The organism is Burkholderia sp. F1 (genome assembly GCF_050813845.1).
Classification (GTDB): Bacteria; Pseudomonadota; Gammaproteobacteria; order Burkholderiales; family Burkholderiaceae; genus Burkholderia; species Burkholderia ubonensis.
The window spans coordinates 1,249,285-1,265,802 of sequence record NZ_CP172422.1 but is presented as its reverse complement, the minus strand read 5'-3'; the positions used below and the strand labels follow the sequence as shown (position 1 = coordinate 1,265,802).

The 16,518-nt window shown below is 63.5% G+C and carries 13 protein-coding genes and 1 pseudogene; 10 read left to right on the top strand and 4 right to left on the bottom strand.

What is annotated here, in order from left to right:
• Positions 1-91 precede the first annotated feature (91 nt).
• The gene (locus ACFIMZ_RS24800) at positions 92-1,027 is read right to left on the bottom strand and encodes a phytanoyl-CoA dioxygenase family protein (protein ID WP_431824930.1); all 936 of its coding nucleotides are present in this window, start codon (positions 1,025-1,027) and stop codon (positions 92-94) included.
• Between the two features lie 415 nt (positions 1,028-1,442).
• Between ACFIMZ_RS24800 and ACFIMZ_RS24795 the strand changes: the two genes are divergently transcribed.
• The 7 genes from ACFIMZ_RS24795 (at position 1,443) to ACFIMZ_RS24765 (ending at position 10,202) form a co-directional block, all read left to right on the top strand.
• A complete protein-coding gene (locus ACFIMZ_RS24795) occupies positions 1,443-2,858 on the top strand; it encodes a PLP-dependent aminotransferase family protein (RefSeq protein ID WP_431824929.1) in 1,416 nt (471 codons plus the stop codon).
• Positions 2,859-3,288: 430 nt separating this feature from the next.
• Complete coding sequence (locus ACFIMZ_RS24790) at positions 3,289-4,188, top strand: GHMP kinase (protein ID WP_431824928.1); 900 nt, start codon at positions 3,289-3,291, stop codon at positions 4,186-4,188.
• 9 nt (positions 4,189-4,197) lie between these two features.
• Positions 4,198-5,202 (top strand): PLP-dependent cysteine synthase family protein, encoded by a 1,005-nt coding sequence (locus tag ACFIMZ_RS24785; protein WP_431824927.1) that lies wholly within the window; start codon positions 4,198-4,200, stop codon positions 5,200-5,202.
• Positions 5,203-5,205: 3 nt separating this feature from the next.
• The gene (locus ACFIMZ_RS24780; RefSeq protein WP_431824926.1) at positions 5,206-7,782 is read left to right on the top strand and encodes a lyase family protein; all 2,577 of its coding nucleotides are present in this window, start codon (positions 5,206-5,208) and stop codon (positions 7,780-7,782) included.
• Positions 7,782-8,600: a formyl transferase gene (locus tag ACFIMZ_RS24775; RefSeq protein WP_431824925.1), complete on the top strand. Its 819-nt coding sequence runs from the start codon at positions 7,782-7,784 to the stop codon at positions 8,598-8,600. Before ACFIMZ_RS24780 ends, ACFIMZ_RS24775 begins: the two co-directional genes overlap by 1 nt.
• Positions 8,600-9,193 (top strand): LysE family translocator, encoded by a 594-nt coding sequence (locus tag ACFIMZ_RS24770; RefSeq protein ID WP_431824924.1) that lies wholly within the window; start codon positions 8,600-8,602, stop codon positions 9,191-9,193. The genes ACFIMZ_RS24775 and ACFIMZ_RS24770 overlap by 1 nt, the downstream gene beginning before the upstream one ends.
• Positions 9,194-9,242: 49 nt before the next feature.
• On the top strand, positions 9,243-10,202 hold the full coding sequence (locus ACFIMZ_RS24765) for a D-aminoacyl-tRNA deacylase (protein WP_431824923.1): 960 nt from the start codon (positions 9,243-9,245) through the stop codon (positions 10,200-10,202).
• Here the strand turns inward: ACFIMZ_RS24765 and ACFIMZ_RS24760 are convergent.
• The 3 genes from ACFIMZ_RS24760 to ACFIMZ_RS24750 all read right to left on the bottom strand — a co-directional run bounded on the left by ACFIMZ_RS24760 (position 10,199) and on the right by ACFIMZ_RS24750 (position 14,047).
• Positions 10,199-11,014: a helix-turn-helix domain-containing protein gene (locus tag ACFIMZ_RS24760; protein ID WP_431824922.1), complete on the bottom strand. Its 816-nt coding sequence runs from the start codon at positions 11,012-11,014 to the stop codon at positions 10,199-10,201. The two genes, ACFIMZ_RS24765 and ACFIMZ_RS24760, sit on opposite strands and share 4 nt — an antisense overlap.
• Before the next feature lie 292 nt (positions 11,015-11,306).
• Positions 11,307-13,658, bottom strand: coding sequence for a cytochrome P450/oxidoreductase (locus ACFIMZ_RS24755; protein ID WP_431824921.1), 2,352 nt, complete (start codon positions 13,656-13,658; stop codon positions 11,307-11,309).
• A 107-nt stretch (positions 13,659-13,765) separates the two neighbouring features.
• Positions 13,766-14,047: a hypothetical protein gene (locus ACFIMZ_RS24750; protein WP_431824920.1), complete on the bottom strand. Its 282-nt coding sequence runs from the start codon at positions 14,045-14,047 to the stop codon at positions 13,766-13,768.
• Between the two features lie 358 nt (positions 14,048-14,405).
• On the opposite strand from ACFIMZ_RS24750, the gene ACFIMZ_RS24745 reads away from it, so the two are divergent.
• From ACFIMZ_RS24745 to ACFIMZ_RS24735, 3 genes and pseudogenes are all read left to right on the top strand, one after another.
• A complete protein-coding gene (locus ACFIMZ_RS24745; protein WP_431824919.1) occupies positions 14,406-15,851 on the top strand; it encodes a DEAD/DEAH box helicase in 1,446 nt (481 codons plus the stop codon).
• Positions 15,852-15,956: 105 nt separating this feature from the next.
• The gene (locus ACFIMZ_RS24740; RefSeq protein ID WP_431825358.1) at positions 15,957-16,025 is read left to right on the top strand and encodes a hypothetical protein; all 69 of its coding nucleotides are present in this window, start codon (positions 15,957-15,959) and stop codon (positions 16,023-16,025) included.
• Positions 16,000-16,497 (top strand): annotated as a pseudogene (locus ACFIMZ_RS24735) (IS66 family transposase); the annotation flags it as partial. The gene ACFIMZ_RS24740 and the pseudogene ACFIMZ_RS24735, both read left to right, overlap by 26 nt.
• Positions 16,498-16,518: the final 21 nt, after the last annotated feature.

Genomic DNA, 16,518 nt, shown 5'->3' with positions numbered 1-16,518 from the left:
CCGGAATTGCCGACGCTTCACTTCGGCATCCGGAAATTCCGTACCAGCGCCGCCGACAACCTCGCAGGATGGCCTATTAATCAGCGATTCCCTAGACTTCGGAGCGCAGCTCCTTTGTCGTTCCGCTTTTCAGCCGGGCCAGCATCCGTCGCACGATTTCCTGCACCGGTTCGTCGTCGTGCCGCGACGGCACGAATTCAGGATGCCGGGCATTGACCTCCTGACTTTTGTCCGTCCACGACTCGCAGCCCGCGAACTGCATTGACGTCCCGGCATCGAACAACGGCCAGGCGCGATACTGGTTGATGCCCGGCACGGCCGCGCCGCGAACCAGGATGGGATTCAGATAAAGACCTTCACTCTCGATCGCCGTGGAAGTACCGATGAAGGCGATATCGAGTCCGCACCGACGCTTGGACGATCGGTTCGGATCGGAACCATGAATGACATTCGGATGGTGCACGGACACATCGCCGGGCTGCAATTCGATGTTCACGGCGTTGTTGATATCGACGTGCCGGTCCTCCATCGACGACATCAGCAAATTCGGCGTATCGTCCCGCAGCACCAATTTTTGCAGCGGGAGTTTATGGGTGCCCGGAACGACCCGCAGGCAGCCATTCTCGGCAGTGCTCTCGTCGACGGCAAGCCACAAGGAGGTTGCCGCCATGGGGGACAGTTTCCAGTAGGCTCCGTCCTGATGCCAGAGAACCGCCTGGCCATCCAGTGGCGGCTTGCAGATGTAGTGGGCCGTAAAGCAGGCAAGGTCGGGGCCAAGGAAAAGCTCGGCGATGTCCAGCAAGCGACTGTCGGTCACCAGGCGAACCCAAAACGCATCATCGCGCATCAGGGGATGATGAAGATGCTCGGGACGAAATTCGGGAAACTTTTCGCGGAGCCAAAGCAAGTGATCTCTCGCCTCGGCAATCAGTTCGGGATCGATGACGTTTCTGAAAATAGTAAAACCGTCATTATTATATTCCTCGAGATTACGCGAATATTGCCCCTCATTCTTCACGCTAAACATATTCTCTCCCCGCCATTGCGAGACGAAACAGTCGGATTTGGATAACAGACTCGATCGCACAAGACAGACGCCCCGCTCGCGCCGCGAGCGGGGCCCCTATCGCACGGCCCCATGAAAATCTCGAGTTATCACGCAGAAATTAGAGTTCTTATATTCAACCACGACATCAATTACCACACCAAAAATGGCGCCTCGTGCGCGTAAGACTTCAAAGCCCTCCAATACCGGATCGATTCACAAAGCCGCCGCACCGGGGTGTTTTTAATCTCCGCGCTTTATTGTCGGAACGATTATTGCCACGCGCGGTTCGTGCGAACATGCACAGTTCGTGATAGTTTTGTCGGAACTGTTCAGCGGAAAAAAGAAACACTTGCCCAGACGACCTGGCCCGTGCGGCCGCTCAGGAGTATTTGACATGAAGCTCGATCTCGTTCTTGACCGTGGCAGCAATCTTCCGCTTACCGATCAAATCGTCAACGGTGTCGTTCATTGGTTACAAAATCATCCGGTCGGCGCCGGTGTGAAACTGCCGTCAATTAGACGGTTCGCTGCCGACCAGGGGGTCAGCCGTTACCCCGTAATCGAAGCCTATGACCGTCTGGTCGCACTGGGGCACGTCGAATCCCGGCACGGCTCCGGGTTTTACGTGGCAAACCATCACCATCAGCACGTCGCGGCTGCACTGGGTCTGGACGATCCACGTCGTGCCGAAGACGAATCCGAGCACATCCTCGAACAGCTCAACCATCCGAGCGAATCGCTGAAACTGGGCAGCGGCTTCATCCCCGAGATCTGGCGAGACAAGGACGGCCTCGGACGCGCCATCCGTCACGTATCGCGCATGGAGGGCGCCAATCTGGCCGACTATGCGACTCAGCACGGTTATCCGGGACTGCGCGCGCATCTCCTGCACCGCATCGCCCAGTTGGGTATCGAGGCGCAACCCTCCCAGATTCTGCTGACCCAGGGCGCCAGCCAGGGGCTTGATCTGCTGATGCGCTACATGCTCAAGCCGGGCGACACGATGTTCGTCGAGGACCCCGGCTATTACAGCCTGTTCGGCTTGCTCAAGCTGCACGGCGTCAAGCTGGTCGGCATCCCGCGCACGCGCATCGGTCCCGACCTCGACGTGCTGGAAGCGCAATTGAAGCAGCATCGCCCCAAGCTCTTCTTCGTCAACACCGTGTTCCACAACCCGACGGGCACGACCGTCGCACCGCAGGTCGCGTTCCGGCTGCTGCAACTCGCGCGCGAACACGGCGTCACGCTCGTCGAAGACGATATCTACGCCGACTTCCAGGCGACGCCGACCGACCGGCTCGCGACGCTCGACCAACTCGAGCACGTGATCTATGTCGGCGGGCTGTCCAAAACCCTGTCGTCGTCGCTCAGGGTCGGCTACGTGCTTGCTCCCCCGTCGGTGATCAAGGATCTGGCCGACATCAAGATGCTGACGAGCCTGGGCGGTTCGCGTTTCATCGAAGCGGTCGCCGCAGCGATGCTCGAACGCGGCACCTATCGGAAGTATCTCGAGAAGCTGCGCCTGCGCATCCAGTACGCGATCGGCTCGACCGTGCAGATGCTGGAGAGCTGCGGCTGGGAGCTGTTCGAGAAGCCGGTCGGCGGTACGTTCGTCTGGGCGCGCGTGCCCCATATCGACGATTCCACACGCCTGGTCGAATATGGCGCGCCGCGCGGCGTGACGATCGCGCCCGGCAGATACTTCCGGCCGAATGCCGAAAAATGCCCGTGGATTCGCATCAACGTCGCGTATGCCGGCGATCCGCGCGCGCAAACGTTCTTCCAGTCGGCGGCCTTGCTCAGGCCCTGAGCCGCCTTCGACAGGCCCCATGCGCCGGGGCCGGGAATGTGCACTGACGGGAACTTGCCCCGCCGCGCAACCGGATAGCCGCCCCCGTTCGCGGGCGCGGCTTCCGTACGGCCGGGCGTGAAACGCCCGCCCCCTCAAGCGCAAAATGTTCCGCCGGCGTGCCCGACAAGATCACCCGCGAGAGCAGGCTTGCAGGCCGTCATCGCCGGTGCGTTCGAGGCCGTCGCCAGCCCGGGAACCGCCGGGTTCCGTTGTTCCGCCGGCCTCTTGGGCCGCTACACGTACACGCGCATTTTGCGTTCCATGCGGAACGCTCCGTAGGCAATTTCTCGAAAGTGGAGCGCAACTACGCGCAAGACCGGCGCATGCCCCAACTCTTAAGCTGTCTGTTTACGGCTTGCAAGAAACCAGAGGGATTTCAGGAGAGGCGATGGACAGTGCATCCATTCGGCGGGACACGGTCGGACAACTGCACACCGCCGTTCGTGCCCGGGGAGAATGTCGTGGCACGTTCGGCGAGCTCCTGCAGGGCGTGCTGCCGGACAATCGGCACTTTCTGGTCACGCTGCCGATCACGACGCGGAGTGTCGTCGAATTCGAGCCAAGCCCGACGGATCACATCGCGGCCCGCGCGGACCACAAAAGCAAATCCTGTCGCGCCGTACGGGACTATCTTCAGCTACTCGGACTGCCGCCCGGCGGCATCCTCCATTTCGATTCCGCGCTGCCCGTCGGCAAAGGTCTCGCCAGTTCGTCGGCGGACATGGTAGCGGCCATTCGTGCCGCGGCAGCCTGTTACTGTCGCGAAGCCGCGCCGGAACTCATCGAACTGATCCTGCGCTTCATCGAGCCGACGGACGGCGTGATGTACGACGGTATCGTCTCGTTCTATCACCGCGAGGTCATGCTCGACGAAAAGCTCGGCGCGGTGCCGCACTTCGCGATCTTGAGTGTCGATCGTGGCGGCGAATGCGACACATTGCAGTTCAATCGCGTGCGCCGCGAAATACCGGCGACGACGCGTGGCGAATACGACATGCTGCTCTCACGCATGAAAGCCGCGATTCGCGAAGGCGACGTGCGCACCATGGGCACGATCGCCACGCGCAGTTGCGAACTGTCGCAGGCCACCAATCCCCATCCGCACTTCGAAGCACTTCGATCGATCGGCGCCGAGATCGACGCGCTTGGAACCGTGGCGACGCATTCCGGCACATGCATCGGCTTGCTGCTCGACGCAACACGAACGAGCGCCACCATGCAAGCCGCCTATGCAATCGAACAGCTTGCGGCGCGCGGCATCGAAACCCGACAATTCACCACCGCATAGGACGATTTCATGCTTCAGTACGAATCTGCGCTCGATGCAATGCGGGATGCCACACTCTTTCCGATCGCCGCACAGTTGCACATGATCGCCTTCAAGGCGATGAAGATCGTCCCTGCCGACTACATCATCCGCACCGCGTATGCGCGTGGCGACCTGCGCCCGGGCGCGACGGTCGTCGAAACGTCGAGCGGCAATTTTGCGCTGGGCATGGCGATGGTCTGCAACCGGCTCGGCCATCCGTTCGTCGCGATCGGCGACCCTGCCATCGATCCGTCGTACCGCCGCCAGCTCGAAATGCTCGGCGGCCGCGTCGAGATCATCACTGACAAGAAAGGTAGCCAGGGTTATCAGACGGCGCGCCTCGACCGCCTGAACGACATTCTCGCCAGTGTCTCCGGCTCGTTCTGGTGCCGGCAATACGACAACGAGGACAACGCGCGGGCTTACGCCGACATCGCGCGAGAATTGCATGACGCGATCGGTCCGCGCCTGACCCTCGTCGCGCCGGTCGGCTCGGGCGGATCGAGTTGCGGTGTGACGCATGCGCTGCGCGACATGGGCGCCGATGTCGCATTGATCGGCGTCGACACGTTCAACAGCGTTCTGTTCGGTCAGCACGACGGACCACGCAAACTGCGCGGCCTCGGCAACACGATCATGCCGAAGAACCTGCGCCACACGCTGTTCGACGACGTCCACTGGGTAAGCGCCGAACTCGCCGACCACTACGCGCGCATGCTCTATCGCGAATCCGGGCAGTTCCGCGGACCGACAACGGGTGCGGCCTATGCAGTCGCCCGGTACGCGCGCCAGCGCTACCCCAACCAGCCGATCGCATTCCTCAGCCCGGACGACGGCTCTCGCTATGCCGAGACAACCTATGCCAGCGACCTCGCCGATGCCGCGCTCGACGCCATCAAGCCCGTCCGCATCGAGCAGCCGCGTGCCTTCGAGCCAGGTTCGCATTGGGCATGGATGCATTGGAATCGAGCCGACATCAATCAATATCGCTGAATCATGGCCATCGTCTATCTGGAATCGAACACGACCGGTTTCGGCCATCAACTGCTCGAGACATCGGCGCTCTACGATGACGTCTATTTCGTCGTGCGCGATCGCACGCGTTACGCGTTCGTGGAGCAATTGAGCAGCGCGATACGCGTCATCGAATGCGATACCGGCTCGTTCGAGGCGACCTGCGAATCACTGGCGAGTATCGAAGCGATTCGCCTCGTGGCATCGACGAGCGACGCATGCATCGAAATGGCGGCGCGTCTATCCACGCACCTCGGCCTGCCGGGCAACGCCCCCGCAACGGTTGCGCTGTGCCGCGACAAGCTGCTCGTGCAGGACGCGCTGCGCGCGGCGGGCATCGCCTATCCGGCGACGCGATCCGTGCACAGCGTCGACGAGGCGCACGAACTCGCCTATCCCGTCGTGGTCAAGCCGCGGCGGGGCACGGGCAGCATCGGCGTACGCCTGGTCGAGGATGCGGAGACGTTCGCGCACGGTTTCTCGGGAGAGGTGATCTGCCAGCGTTTCGTGGCAGGCACCGAATACTCGGTCGAGACCTTCAGCGATTCGCGCGGCCATCATGTGCTTGGCGTGACGCGCAAGCATGTGACGCCGCCGCCGCATTTTCTGGAAACCGGCCACGTTTTTCCGGCGGGCATCGACGTCGCGACGGAAACACGCATCACGGACACCGTGCAGCGCGCGCTGAGCGCGGTGGGCTATCGCTTCGGCCCCGCGCACACCGAAGTCAAGATCGACGGCGAGACCGTCACGCTGATCGAGATCAACGCGCGACTCGCGGGCGGCATGATTCCGCGTCTCATGGAACGCGCGTTCGGGTGGTCGATAACCGATCTGTATATTCGCAGCTACCTGACGGGACAAAGCCAATTCGTCGTTCCGTCGCCGCCGCTCCACAGCTCGGTCGCGTTCATCATCCCCGAGATCGGGCGGCCCTACGCGGGCCTCGATTTTCCGCCGGGCGCGCAAGACGCCGGCCGCTTCGCGACATCCGGCGTCAATTCGGGCAAGTTCGACTTTTCGGATCGCGCGGGCTACGTGATTGCCACGGCTCGCGATGCCGACACGGCATTTCGCAACGTTGCCGCGCTGCGCGAACGCACACGCATTCTCTACGCCGACGAAACCGACGTTCCGCCCGATGCGGAGACGATCCACGCGATCGTCTACGATGTCCGGCCGGCGCCGGCGCGTCTAGGCGAACTCCTCGACAGCCTGCTCGTGATCGAGAAGGCCCATCTGTCGATGCTGCGCGAGCAACGCGTGCTCGACGAACCGCAATTCGCCGCGCTCAAGGACGCCGTACTTGCTCTGGAAGCCCATCCGCAGCAACTGGGCGAGCATGCATCGGGACGCGGCGTCTATTTCGACTACGAACACTACGTAATCGCACGCTGCGGACGCGAAACGGGCGGCATGATCCAGACCGCGCGCTCACGCAACGACATCAACAGCACCCATCTCCAGCTCACGCTGCGCGAAGTCCTTGCCTGCGTCGTGCAAAAGACGATTGCGCTCGTCGAGATCGCCGCGCGCCGCGCGAGCATGACGCTCGACACGCCGCTGCCGATCTACAGTCAATACCAGACCGCCATGCCCGGCACCGCCGCGCACTATCTCGCGGCACAGTGCGAAATCGTGCTCGGCACGCTCGACGCGCTGGCCGACTTGCGCGCCCGATCGCATGCGTCGCCGCTCGGGGCCTGCGCCGGCGCGGGCACGAGCTTTGTCACCGACACCGCCCTCACGGCTGCGTTGCTCGGCTTCGACGCCGGCCCGGTCAATTCGCTCGCGGCAATCAGCGACAAGAACCTCGCGCAACGCTGCGCGATGCTGCTGATGGAGTCGAGCGGCAATCTCAATCGCATCGCGTGCGATCTGCAATTGTGGACCATGCGGGAAGTGGGCATCGCCACGTTGCCCGACGGCATGTACGGCGGCTCGTCGAACATGCCGCAAAAGCGCAATCCGTGGCTGCTCGAATGGCTTCGCCTCGCGCATGAGCAGAATCTCGGCCGGTTGATCGGCGTGATCTCGTCGCTCTCGCATTTGCCCACGGGCAATTCATATCAGGCGAGCCGCTCCGCGCTCGAAAGCGTCGTCGATAGCGCCCGGCAACTGCTCGACATGCTGACCGTCGTCGCCTACGCGCTCGATGGCCTCCGCTTCGACGCGGAGGCTTCCCGCGCCGCGCTGCTCGGCAGCGGCGCCTGCGCGACGCTTGCCGCGGAAACGCTCGTGCAGCACGGCCACGCTTCGTTTCGAGACGCACATGGGGCGGTAGCGCAGGCGCTCACCGCCACCTCCACCGAGATCGACGCCCATCCTCTCCTGCGTGCCGCGTCGCAGGCCATCGGCGAGGCCGAGCGCGCACTGGAACACGGTACGCTCACCGAGCGGCTCGCAAGCGGCGGTGGTCCTGCCGGCGCGACCACGCGACGTCATCTCGAGCGCATCGGCGCGCGCGTAGGCAGCGCGCGTCACGCCCACCTCGCCGACCGCGCCCGTCACGCGGCCGCGCGTGATGCGCTCGAACAACGTTTCCGGACGACAAGCTGATGCCCTCCATCACCGTACTCTGCTCGGACGGCCCCCATCATCTCTACCTCGCCGGCGCGCTGCTCGATGCGTTCGGCAAGGTGCGCGTGATCGTGGAGCCCTCGCGTGCGCAGGCGCGTCACCTGCGAGGCCGCGGCCTCTATCGGTCCTGGCTGTGGACGCACTACCACGCTCTGCGGCGACGCCTGTTCGGCTACGACGCAATGCGCCGACGCCATTTCCGACGGGCACATGCCCCCACGACCTGGACCGAGCTGCGCCGGCACGCCGGAGTGAGCTACGTCGAAGTCGAATCGATCAACGACGCGTCGGTCGTCGACGCGTTGCGCGCGGAACGCTGCGACGCCTGCATCGTGATGGGTACCAAACGCATCGGCCCGGCGGTGCTCGACGCCATTCCCGCGGCGCGCGTGCTCAATATTCACGGCGGACATCTACCCGAATACAAAGGCAATCACTGCTTTTTCTTCGCACTGCACCACGGCGATCTCGACAAGCTCAGCACGACCGTGCATCGTGTCGCAAGCGGGCTCGACACCGGCGATATCGTCTTCCGTCATGCCGTGCAGTATCTCCCCGGCGACAGTTCGGAAACGCTCTATTCGCGCGCCGAGCGTGGCGCGATCGATCGCCTCGTCGCCTGTCTGCTGCACGATTCCGACGTCAGCCGCTGGCCCAGCGAGCCGCAGGCGCCCGTGGGCCGTACCTGGCGCATGCGTGATCGCGGCCTGCGCGTCGAGCTTGTCCATCATCTGCTGCGCAGGCCGCAACTTGCGGCGCGCGCGGCGCAGCACGCAAAACCGGGAAGCCTTCGCTGATGCAATCGTTGCTCGTCCAGCTCGCACAGATCGCGCTGTTCTCCATTCCGCTCACGCTGTCACCCGGGCCGAACAATCTCATGATGACGGCCAATTGCGCGCGCTTCGGCTATCGGCGCACGCTGCCGTCGCTGGTTGGCGTGTCGGCCGGCGTCATCGCGATGTTTCTCGTGGTCGGTCTCGGCCTGGGCGGCGTGCTGCTCCGCCATCCGCAACTGCACGTCGCACTCAAGATCGTGGGCGGCGCGTATATTCTTTATCTGGCCTGGCGCCTCTACAGCGCGTCGGCCAGCACGAACGGACCCGAAGCAAGCGAACGTCCCGTCGGCTTCGTGCAGGCGGCCCTGCTGCAAATCGTCAACCCGAAGATCTGGCTGCTCGCGCTCGCGGCATGTTCGACTTTTCTACCGCTGACCGGCCGCCTCTTCGCCGACTCGGCCATTCTCGCCGTTACGCTGGGCGCAATTTTCTTTCCCTGCAATTCGCTTTGGGCACTATTCGGACTGGTGTTGCGCAACGTCATGCCCGGGCGCGCCTTTCAGCGGGCGATGGGACTGGTCACTGCGTCATCGGTGCTCTTTTTCCTGTACTGAAGTCTTGCCCCATATGCACGAACCTGCCCTTCCGACCGTTGTCCTCGCCATGTGCGTCGACGATCGTCTCGACCCCGTCGCCCCTTCGGTACTGGCCGCGCTCGAGCGCACGATCACGTTTGCCGAGAGTGGCGTCACCGTGGATGGCCGTCCCGCACTTCGCGCGCAAGGTGGTACGCGCCACCTCGAAGTACTGCGACTCGACACGGTCCTGAGCCACGATTATCGACGCTACGCCCCGCTCGTCGCCGATGCGTATCCGAACGCCGAAACCATCATCGTGGTCAACTGGCACGAAGGCGATCGCGCACCCGACAACATTTTCACGATCCAGACCACCGGCGACATGGCGAGCGGCGCTTTCAGCGCCGTCGACCCCGGCTTCACGCGGGCACTGTTTCGCGCGGTCGAGCGGGAACGCCGGCAAGGCGGGCTCGACGCATTCTCGACCTGGATGGAAGCGACGCACTGGTCCGGCACGCTGTTCGGCTCGCAGCCCGGCGAGCTCGTGCGCGCGATTGCGCCGCCCGTGATCGATCTCGAGATCGGCAGTACGCCCGACGCCTGGTCAAACCGGCTCGCCGCACACGTGCTGGCACGCGCCGTCGTCGCGCTCTGCGACGAACCGGTCACGCCTCGCGCCGAGGCGATCTCGCTGCTTTGCGTGGGCGGCATCCATTTCGAGCCGGCATTCACGCAGTTGATGCTCGAGTACGGCGAAAGCCAGCCGATCGCGCTCTCGCACATCCTGCCGAATCATTGGCTTGTCGCGCATCAATACGACAGCGCGGAGCGGCTCGACGACCTGATCGCATGCGTGGCCTCGATCAAGGGCGGCGTCGACGCCGTTGCGTTTCACGACAATCTCAAGGGTAGCTACAAGCAGCAGGTGAAACGGCTCGCGGCGCATTTCGGCGTACCCGCGCTGTCGCACCGGAAATTGCGTACGCCGGATATCCGGACGTTGATCGCCGACGCGCAAGCCGCGTCGCCGCCAGAGGCGACCTAGCGCTCGCGAACCTGACTTGGCGCATGGCCGAAGTGGCGTTTGAACGCCGTAGTGAAATGGCTGTGCTGACCGTATCCACATTCCAGCGCAATCATCGAAATCTTGAGATCGGACGAGGTGAGCAGTTCGCATGCGCGCTGCATACGCATCTGCGTGAGCATCGCATGGGGGGACTGACCGAATGTCCGCGAGAATTTCCTCAGGAAGTGATAGCGGCTGATGTTCACCAGCGATGCGAGCTGCTCAAGGCGTACAACCTCCGACAGGTTGTCGGCAAGCCAGTCTCGAATCAGGGCGCGCTGCCGTGGCGTAAAGCGGCCGTGCTCGGCACGGCCGTGCGGCTCCAGCCCGGCCGACGAATACGTCTTGACCACGTTCAACAGGATCCAGCTCACGACTCCGTCGAGTCCAAGCATCATCGATGAATCGGTCCAGTCGGCATGCGCGACGCTGCGCGCCGCCGTACTGATGACTGGCGATGCCTCCTGGAAGGCTTCCCGGAACCGGGACATCCGTGCGTCACCGCCAATGGACGAAAGAAGGCTGGTCTCAAAGCGGCCAGGATCGAAATACAGGTGCAGGAAGTTGAGACGTCCGTTGATACGCCACTGAGAGCGGCCGTCTCCGGCCGGAAAGAGGCAGATCGCGTCCTTGAAGCCCCGCCGCACCGCGCGACTCCCCCGGATCTGGCTACAATTCTCCCCTTTGGAGAGGTAGACGCTCAGCACGTTCTCGGGCGACGCTTCATATGCCGTGTACGTATTGCTCCCGGACCATTCGGCAAGGACGATGCCCGAAGGCAGTTTGGCCATCCGGACAAGTTCCGCGCCTGCCGAACTCAATGCGCCTTGATAATTGACAATGTCAGATCGATGCATCATGAATTAGTAAATTGACGTAACGGTCTTCTGCTGGTCAGTTCTCACCGCATCCTGTATCGCACGGTCGTAGTGTTACAGAAAATTGGCGGTATGGCGCGGCGCTGGAGGGTGTCCGTGATCTGCGTAAAGGATAGCGAATCGGCGCGCGGCGTGGGTCAGGCCGTGAGCTGCCCGGCTCCAGCCTGCATTCCGCCACTCAGTCCACGCAAGCCGGCCTGCGCGCCTACCGTTCGAGCACCAGCCGTTCGCCGCCGCACGCGCGCGAACAGCAGGTCATCATGCGGTCGTGCGCTTCGCGTTCCGCGCGCGTGAGCACGCTGTCGCGATGGTCCACCCTGCCCGCCAGCACCCGAACCTCGCACGAGCCGCACAGACCTTCCCCGCAATCGCTTTGCACGTCGATGTTCGCCTGCTGCAGCGCCGCGAGCACCGTCTGATCGGCGGCGACCGGAATCACCAGCCCCGAGTCCTTCAGTTCGATCTCGAACGGCAGTTCCTTCGACGGATCGACGGCCGACTTCGTCGCCGCGAAATGCTCGACGCGCAGCGCGTCTTCCGGCCAGTGCGCGCAGCGCTCTTCGAGCGCTTCGAGCATCCGCGCCGGGCCGCACGCATAAATGCGCGTCTGTGCGTCGGGTTGCGCGAACAGCGACGCGAAATCGTTCCGCGAGCCTTCTTCCGATACATGCACATGAAGACGCTCGCCATGCAGCGCGGCCAGCTCGTCGAGCAGCGCCATCGACGCGCGGCGCGGCCCGCTGTAATGAATCGCGTAGTCGATGCCGCGGGCCCTTGCCTCGCGCGCCATCGCGCTGATCGGCGTGATGCCGATGCCGCCCGCGACGAAGATCGCCCTGCGCACGTCGCCGGCGAAGCGGAAGTGATTGCGCGGGCCGCGAATCTTCAGCACATCGCCGGCGTTGATGCTCGCATGAATCCACGCCGATCCGCCGCGGCTCTCCGGCTCTCGCAGCACCGCGATCTCGAACGCGCCGCGATCGGCCGGATCGCCGCAAAGCGAATACTGGCGCGACAGCCCGGTGTCGCCGCAGAGCACGTCGATGTGCGCCCCCGGCGTCCAGCGCGGCAACGGCTTGCCGTCGGTGGATGCGAGCCTGATCCGCACGATCCGGTCCGCGCACGCCGACACGCGCTCGACCGTCACCGCGCGGCTCACCGCATGCGACGACGGCTCGCCGATCCGCACCGCCGCGCGCGGCGTCAGCACCGACGCATCGTGGCGCTCGGGGTTCTGCGCCGGGTCCCATTCGACGAGGAGATGCTCCGGCCCGCGAAACGACGTGTTCGGCACATACGTGAAGCGCTGCTCGGCCAGCCGCATGTGCGGCAGCCTGCGCGTGAACTCGTCGAGGAAGACCTGCATCTCCATGCGCGCCAGGTTCTTGCCCAGGCACTGATGCGAGCCGTAGCCGAACGTGAGCTGGTCGCCGGCGTTCTCGCGGCGGATGTCGAAGAGATCGGCATCCGCGAACTGGCGCTCGTCATGATTGGCCGACGACGTCACGATCAGCAGCTTCGAGCCCGCCGGGATGTCGACGCCGCCGATCGTGACGTCCTTCGTCGCGAGCCGGCGCCACGCGGCGACCGATCCGTTGTGACGCAGGCATTCCTCGACCGCGTTCGGAATGAGGCCCGGGTCCTCGCAGATGTCGCGCCACGCGTGGCGGTGCTGCAGCAGCAGCTTCATCGCATTGGCGCTCGCGTTGGCCGTCGTCTCGTGCGCGGCGACGATGCCGGCCATCATCATCGAATGCAGATAGGAATCGGTGACGACGTCGGGCAGCGCCTGCTGCTTGCGGATGCCGTACTGCATCCAGCCCGGGCCGGACGGGTCCGCGCGCATCCTGTCGAGCACCTTGCCCGCGTACTGCCAGAACTTGCCGACCGCGTGCGCGACCGCGACCTGCTCGTCCGGCTTCGGGCGGCCCCAGGTGTTCACCGTATGCGCGATCGAATACGCGCGCAGCGTGTCCATGTCCTCTTCCGGCACGCCGAGAAAATGCAGCGCCACCGTCAGCGGGACTTCCCACAGCATCTGGTCGACGAGGTCGGCGCGGCCGTCGTCGATGAAGCGATCCACGTACTTGCGCGCGAGCTCGCGCACCATCGGCTCGTGGTGCTTGAGCGCGTCGGGCGTGAACGGGTCCATCAACGCGCGCCGGCGCGGCATGTGCGCGGGCTCGTCTTCGTTCACGAGCGTGCGATTCATCGCGTAGCCGTACGACGCCAGCACCGCGTTCGCTTCGGGGCCGGTCGGCGTGATTTTCTCGAGCGCGATCGACGGGCTGAACGTGAGATTGTCGCGAAAGATTGCCTTGATGTCGTCGTAGCGCGTGACCACCCAATAGCCGAGCCCGGGGCTGTAGAACACCGGCTCCTGCTCGCGGGCCCAGCGCACGTAGTCGGGCGGGTCCTGCTGGTAGCCGTCCCCGAACGGGTCGAACGCGGCGGCGCGCGCGCTCACCGGGCAGCCGCCGGGCGCGGCAGGCGCGGCAGGCGCCGCGTCGTGGAAGGGACACTTCGAGACACCGGAATCAGGGGCGCCTGCGGACATGGTCGTCTCCGAATGCGATAGGCTTTGCGTGAATTTAATACACGTTGCGTATCATCGGGATCGTGGTCAAACGCGAAATGGCGCGCCACCGCACTGCGAATACATCGCTATTGGATAGCGCGGTATCCTTGACGCTGCAAGTCCCGGTACACCCAATTGTTGCCTTGGCACGCACAGTAGCCGTTTTTCGCAACGAGCAACAGCAAGGCCGGAATCAAAAGGGGCGCGTGGCCGCGCATGCCAAGCAGGCCGATGGCTGCATCGACTGCAATCAACCGGCCTCCTAGAACGATCAGTCCTTCCGAGTATGCCCACATCGTGCCGAATAACAGGGCACCCCAGTTGAAACCGTGTTTCACACGGCGCTCGGGCATGATCGGATGAATCATCAGTCTGGCCGGCATCATTGCGTGTCGACAAAAAGAGTACTGGACGATTGGTTATCGTCGTGAAATTGGCATTCTTTAATGCGTTCGAGCGTACTTGCCACATGAGTGAGGCCCCTCTCGGAACTGGACTCAGGTCTCGTTAATCGGGTAAATCCAGCGCCCCGTCGATCCACGACGAACCTTGTTTCGGGCAGTTGGTGGCGATGCAGGTGCGCACGTAGCTGGATGCGCGGCGCACGGCGCGCGGCACCGCTACGTTTTTCAGTGGCCATCAACGTCGATCTTTCTGACCATTGCTGTGCGCGGCGCAATCAGCGCGGTACCCGCTAGAATTGCGGTTTTAGCCCGGAATACGCCCATGTCTTTTGCCTCGCTTGGCCTGATCGATCCCTTGCTGCGTAATGTGCAGGACCTCAATTACCAGACACCTACGCCGGTGCAGGCCAAGGCGATTCCCGCTGTGCTCGGTGGCAAGGACGTCATGGCTGCGGCACAGACCGGCACCGGCAAGACGGCGGGTTTTGCGCTGCCGCTGCTGCAACGGCTGGTGCAACACGGCCCGGCGGTGTCCAGCAACCGCGCGCGCGTTCTGGTGCTGGTGCCCACGCGTGAACTGGCCGAACAAGTGCTGCAAAGCTTTATCGCTTACGGCAAGGGCCTCGACTTGCGATTTCTGGCCGCCTACGGCGGTGTGAGCATCAACCCGCAGATGATGAAGCTGCGCAAGGGCGTGGATGTGCTCGTTGCCACGCCGGGCCGTTTGCTGGATCTCAATCGCCAGAACGCAGTGCAGTTTGATCAAGTACAAACGCTGGTGCTGGATGAAGCCGACCGCATGCTGGATCTGGGCTTTGCGCAAGAACTCAACTCCGTCTTTGCCGCGTTGCCCGCCCAGCGCCAGACTCTGCTGTTCTCTGCCACGTTTACCGATGATATCCGCGCCATGGCGGCGGGCATTCTGCGCGGCCCGGTCAATATCAGCGTCAGCCCGCCCAATGCCACGGCCAGCAAGATCAAGCAGTGGGTGGTGCCGGTGGATAAAAGGAACAAGCCTGACCTCTTCATGCACCTTGTGGCCGAGAACAACTGGGAGCACGCGCTGGTGTTCGTCAAAACCCGCAAAGGCGTGGATTACCTGGCGGCCATGCTGGATGAAGCGGGCTATGCGGTCGACACCATCCACGGCGACAAACCGCAACCCGCGCGCCTGCGTGCACTGGAGCGCTTCAAGACGGGCGAAGTACAGATGCTGGTAGCCACCGACGTGGCTGCGCGCGGGCTGGATATCGACGACCTGCCGCTGGTGATCAACGTTGATCTGCCGATCGTCGCGCAAGACTATGTGCACCGTATTGGCCGTACCGGCCGCGCGGGCGCCAGCGGCGTGGCGGTGTCCCTCGTGTGTGCCGATGAAGCGCCGCAACTGGCCGCGATTGAAGCGCTGATCCGGCAAACGCTGCCCCGTGAAGAAGAGCCGGGCTTTGAAGCCGAACACCGCGTGCCGCAAACCAGCGCAACGGGCCAGATCATCAAGAAACCCAAAAAGCCCAAGAAGCCCAAAGTGCCGCAAGCTGCGTCGGGCGCCATGCAGGTGCCCGGCAAAAAACCGCGTCCGCAAAGTGGCGAAAACAAGCGCAAGCCTGCGACGCAGCACGCTGCAGCCGCAGGCAAAGGCACCAGTTTGTCCAGCGGTAGCCCATTCAGCGTGCAAAAGCCACGCAGCAAACCCGCCGGCAAGCCAGCTGCGGGTACACGTAAGCCGGCTGGCAAACCCGCTGTTGGCCGCGGCAAACGTCAACCCTGATTCGTGGGGATGAGTAACGCCGGCCCTGGAACAGGCTGGCGGTTTGCGGTCCGCTGGTAGGCAGCGGCGCAGTTTGGCCGTAGATCGGAGAAGCCGGATCGCCAGATTGAGCCACTCGAGCTACGCTTGGAGGATCTGCACGCCGACGAAGCTATGGACGTATGTGCGCGATGATCGCCCGTCGGGCGATGCAACGCCGGCTGGCGTATGGTTCGCCGATACGCCTGACCGCAAGGGCAGTCATCCGCAGCAACATCTCGAGTCGTTTGTTGGCACGCTGCAAGTCGATGCCTACAGCGGGCATCGACCGATATACGACACGGGGCGCGTATTGGAAGCGGCTTGCCGGGCGCATGCGCGACGACAGATCGACGAACTTCACGCGGCTCGGCCGAACGCCTTCAATACCGAAGCGCTTGAGCGAATCGGGGCAATCCATAAAATCGAAGAGCCCATCCGTGGCAAGCCTCCCGATGAACGTCGGGCCTATCGCCGGGCGCACGCCATGCCGTTGGTCGATCAGCTCCATGCCTGGCTGAGCAAGGTGCTCGCGACGCTCTCACGCAAGTCCGATACGAGCAAGGCAATTCTCTATGCGCTCAATCGCCGGGAGGCGCTGACGCGCCATTGCGATGATGGGCGTACGATGCTACACGTCGAACAAGAA

Bases quoted from the DNA above. Each gene is read 5' to 3' on its own strand.
- ACFIMZ_RS24780 (WP_431824926.1), top strand. From the start codon at position 5,206: ATGGCCATCGTCTATCTGGAATCGAACACGACCGGTTTCGGCCATCAA.
- ACFIMZ_RS24800 (WP_431824930.1), bottom strand. From the start codon at position 1,027: ATGTTTAGCGTGAAGAATGAGGGGCAATATTCGCGTAATCTCGAGGAA.
- ACFIMZ_RS24760 (WP_431824922.1), bottom strand. From the start codon at position 11,014: ATGGCCAAACTGCCTTCGGGCATCGTCCTTGCCGAATGGTCCGGGAGC.
- ACFIMZ_RS24765 (WP_431824923.1), top strand. From the start codon at position 9,243: ATGTGCGTCGACGATCGTCTCGACCCCGTCGCCCCTTCGGTACTGGCC.
- ACFIMZ_RS24795 (WP_431824929.1), top strand. From the start codon at position 1,443: ATGAAGCTCGATCTCGTTCTTGACCGTGGCAGCAATCTTCCGCTTACC.
- ACFIMZ_RS24745 (WP_431824919.1), top strand. From the start codon at position 14,406: ATGTCTTTTGCCTCGCTTGGCCTGATCGATCCCTTGCTGCGTAATGTG.
- ACFIMZ_RS24750 (WP_431824920.1), bottom strand. From the start codon at position 14,047: ATGATTCATCCGATCATGCCCGAGCGCCGTGTGAAACACGGTTTCAAC.
- ACFIMZ_RS24785 (WP_431824927.1), top strand. From the start codon at position 4,198: ATGCTTCAGTACGAATCTGCGCTCGATGCAATGCGGGATGCCACACTC.
- ACFIMZ_RS24755 (WP_431824921.1), bottom strand. From the start codon at position 13,658: ATGTCCGCAGGCGCCCCTGATTCCGGTGTCTCGAAGTGTCCCTTCCAC.
- ACFIMZ_RS24775 (WP_431824925.1), top strand. From the start codon at position 7,782: ATGCCCTCCATCACCGTACTCTGCTCGGACGGCCCCCATCATCTCTAC.
- ACFIMZ_RS24770 (WP_431824924.1), top strand. From the start codon at position 8,600: ATGCAATCGTTGCTCGTCCAGCTCGCACAGATCGCGCTGTTCTCCATT.
- ACFIMZ_RS24790 (WP_431824928.1), top strand. From the start codon at position 3,289: ATGGACAGTGCATCCATTCGGCGGGACACGGTCGGACAACTGCACACC.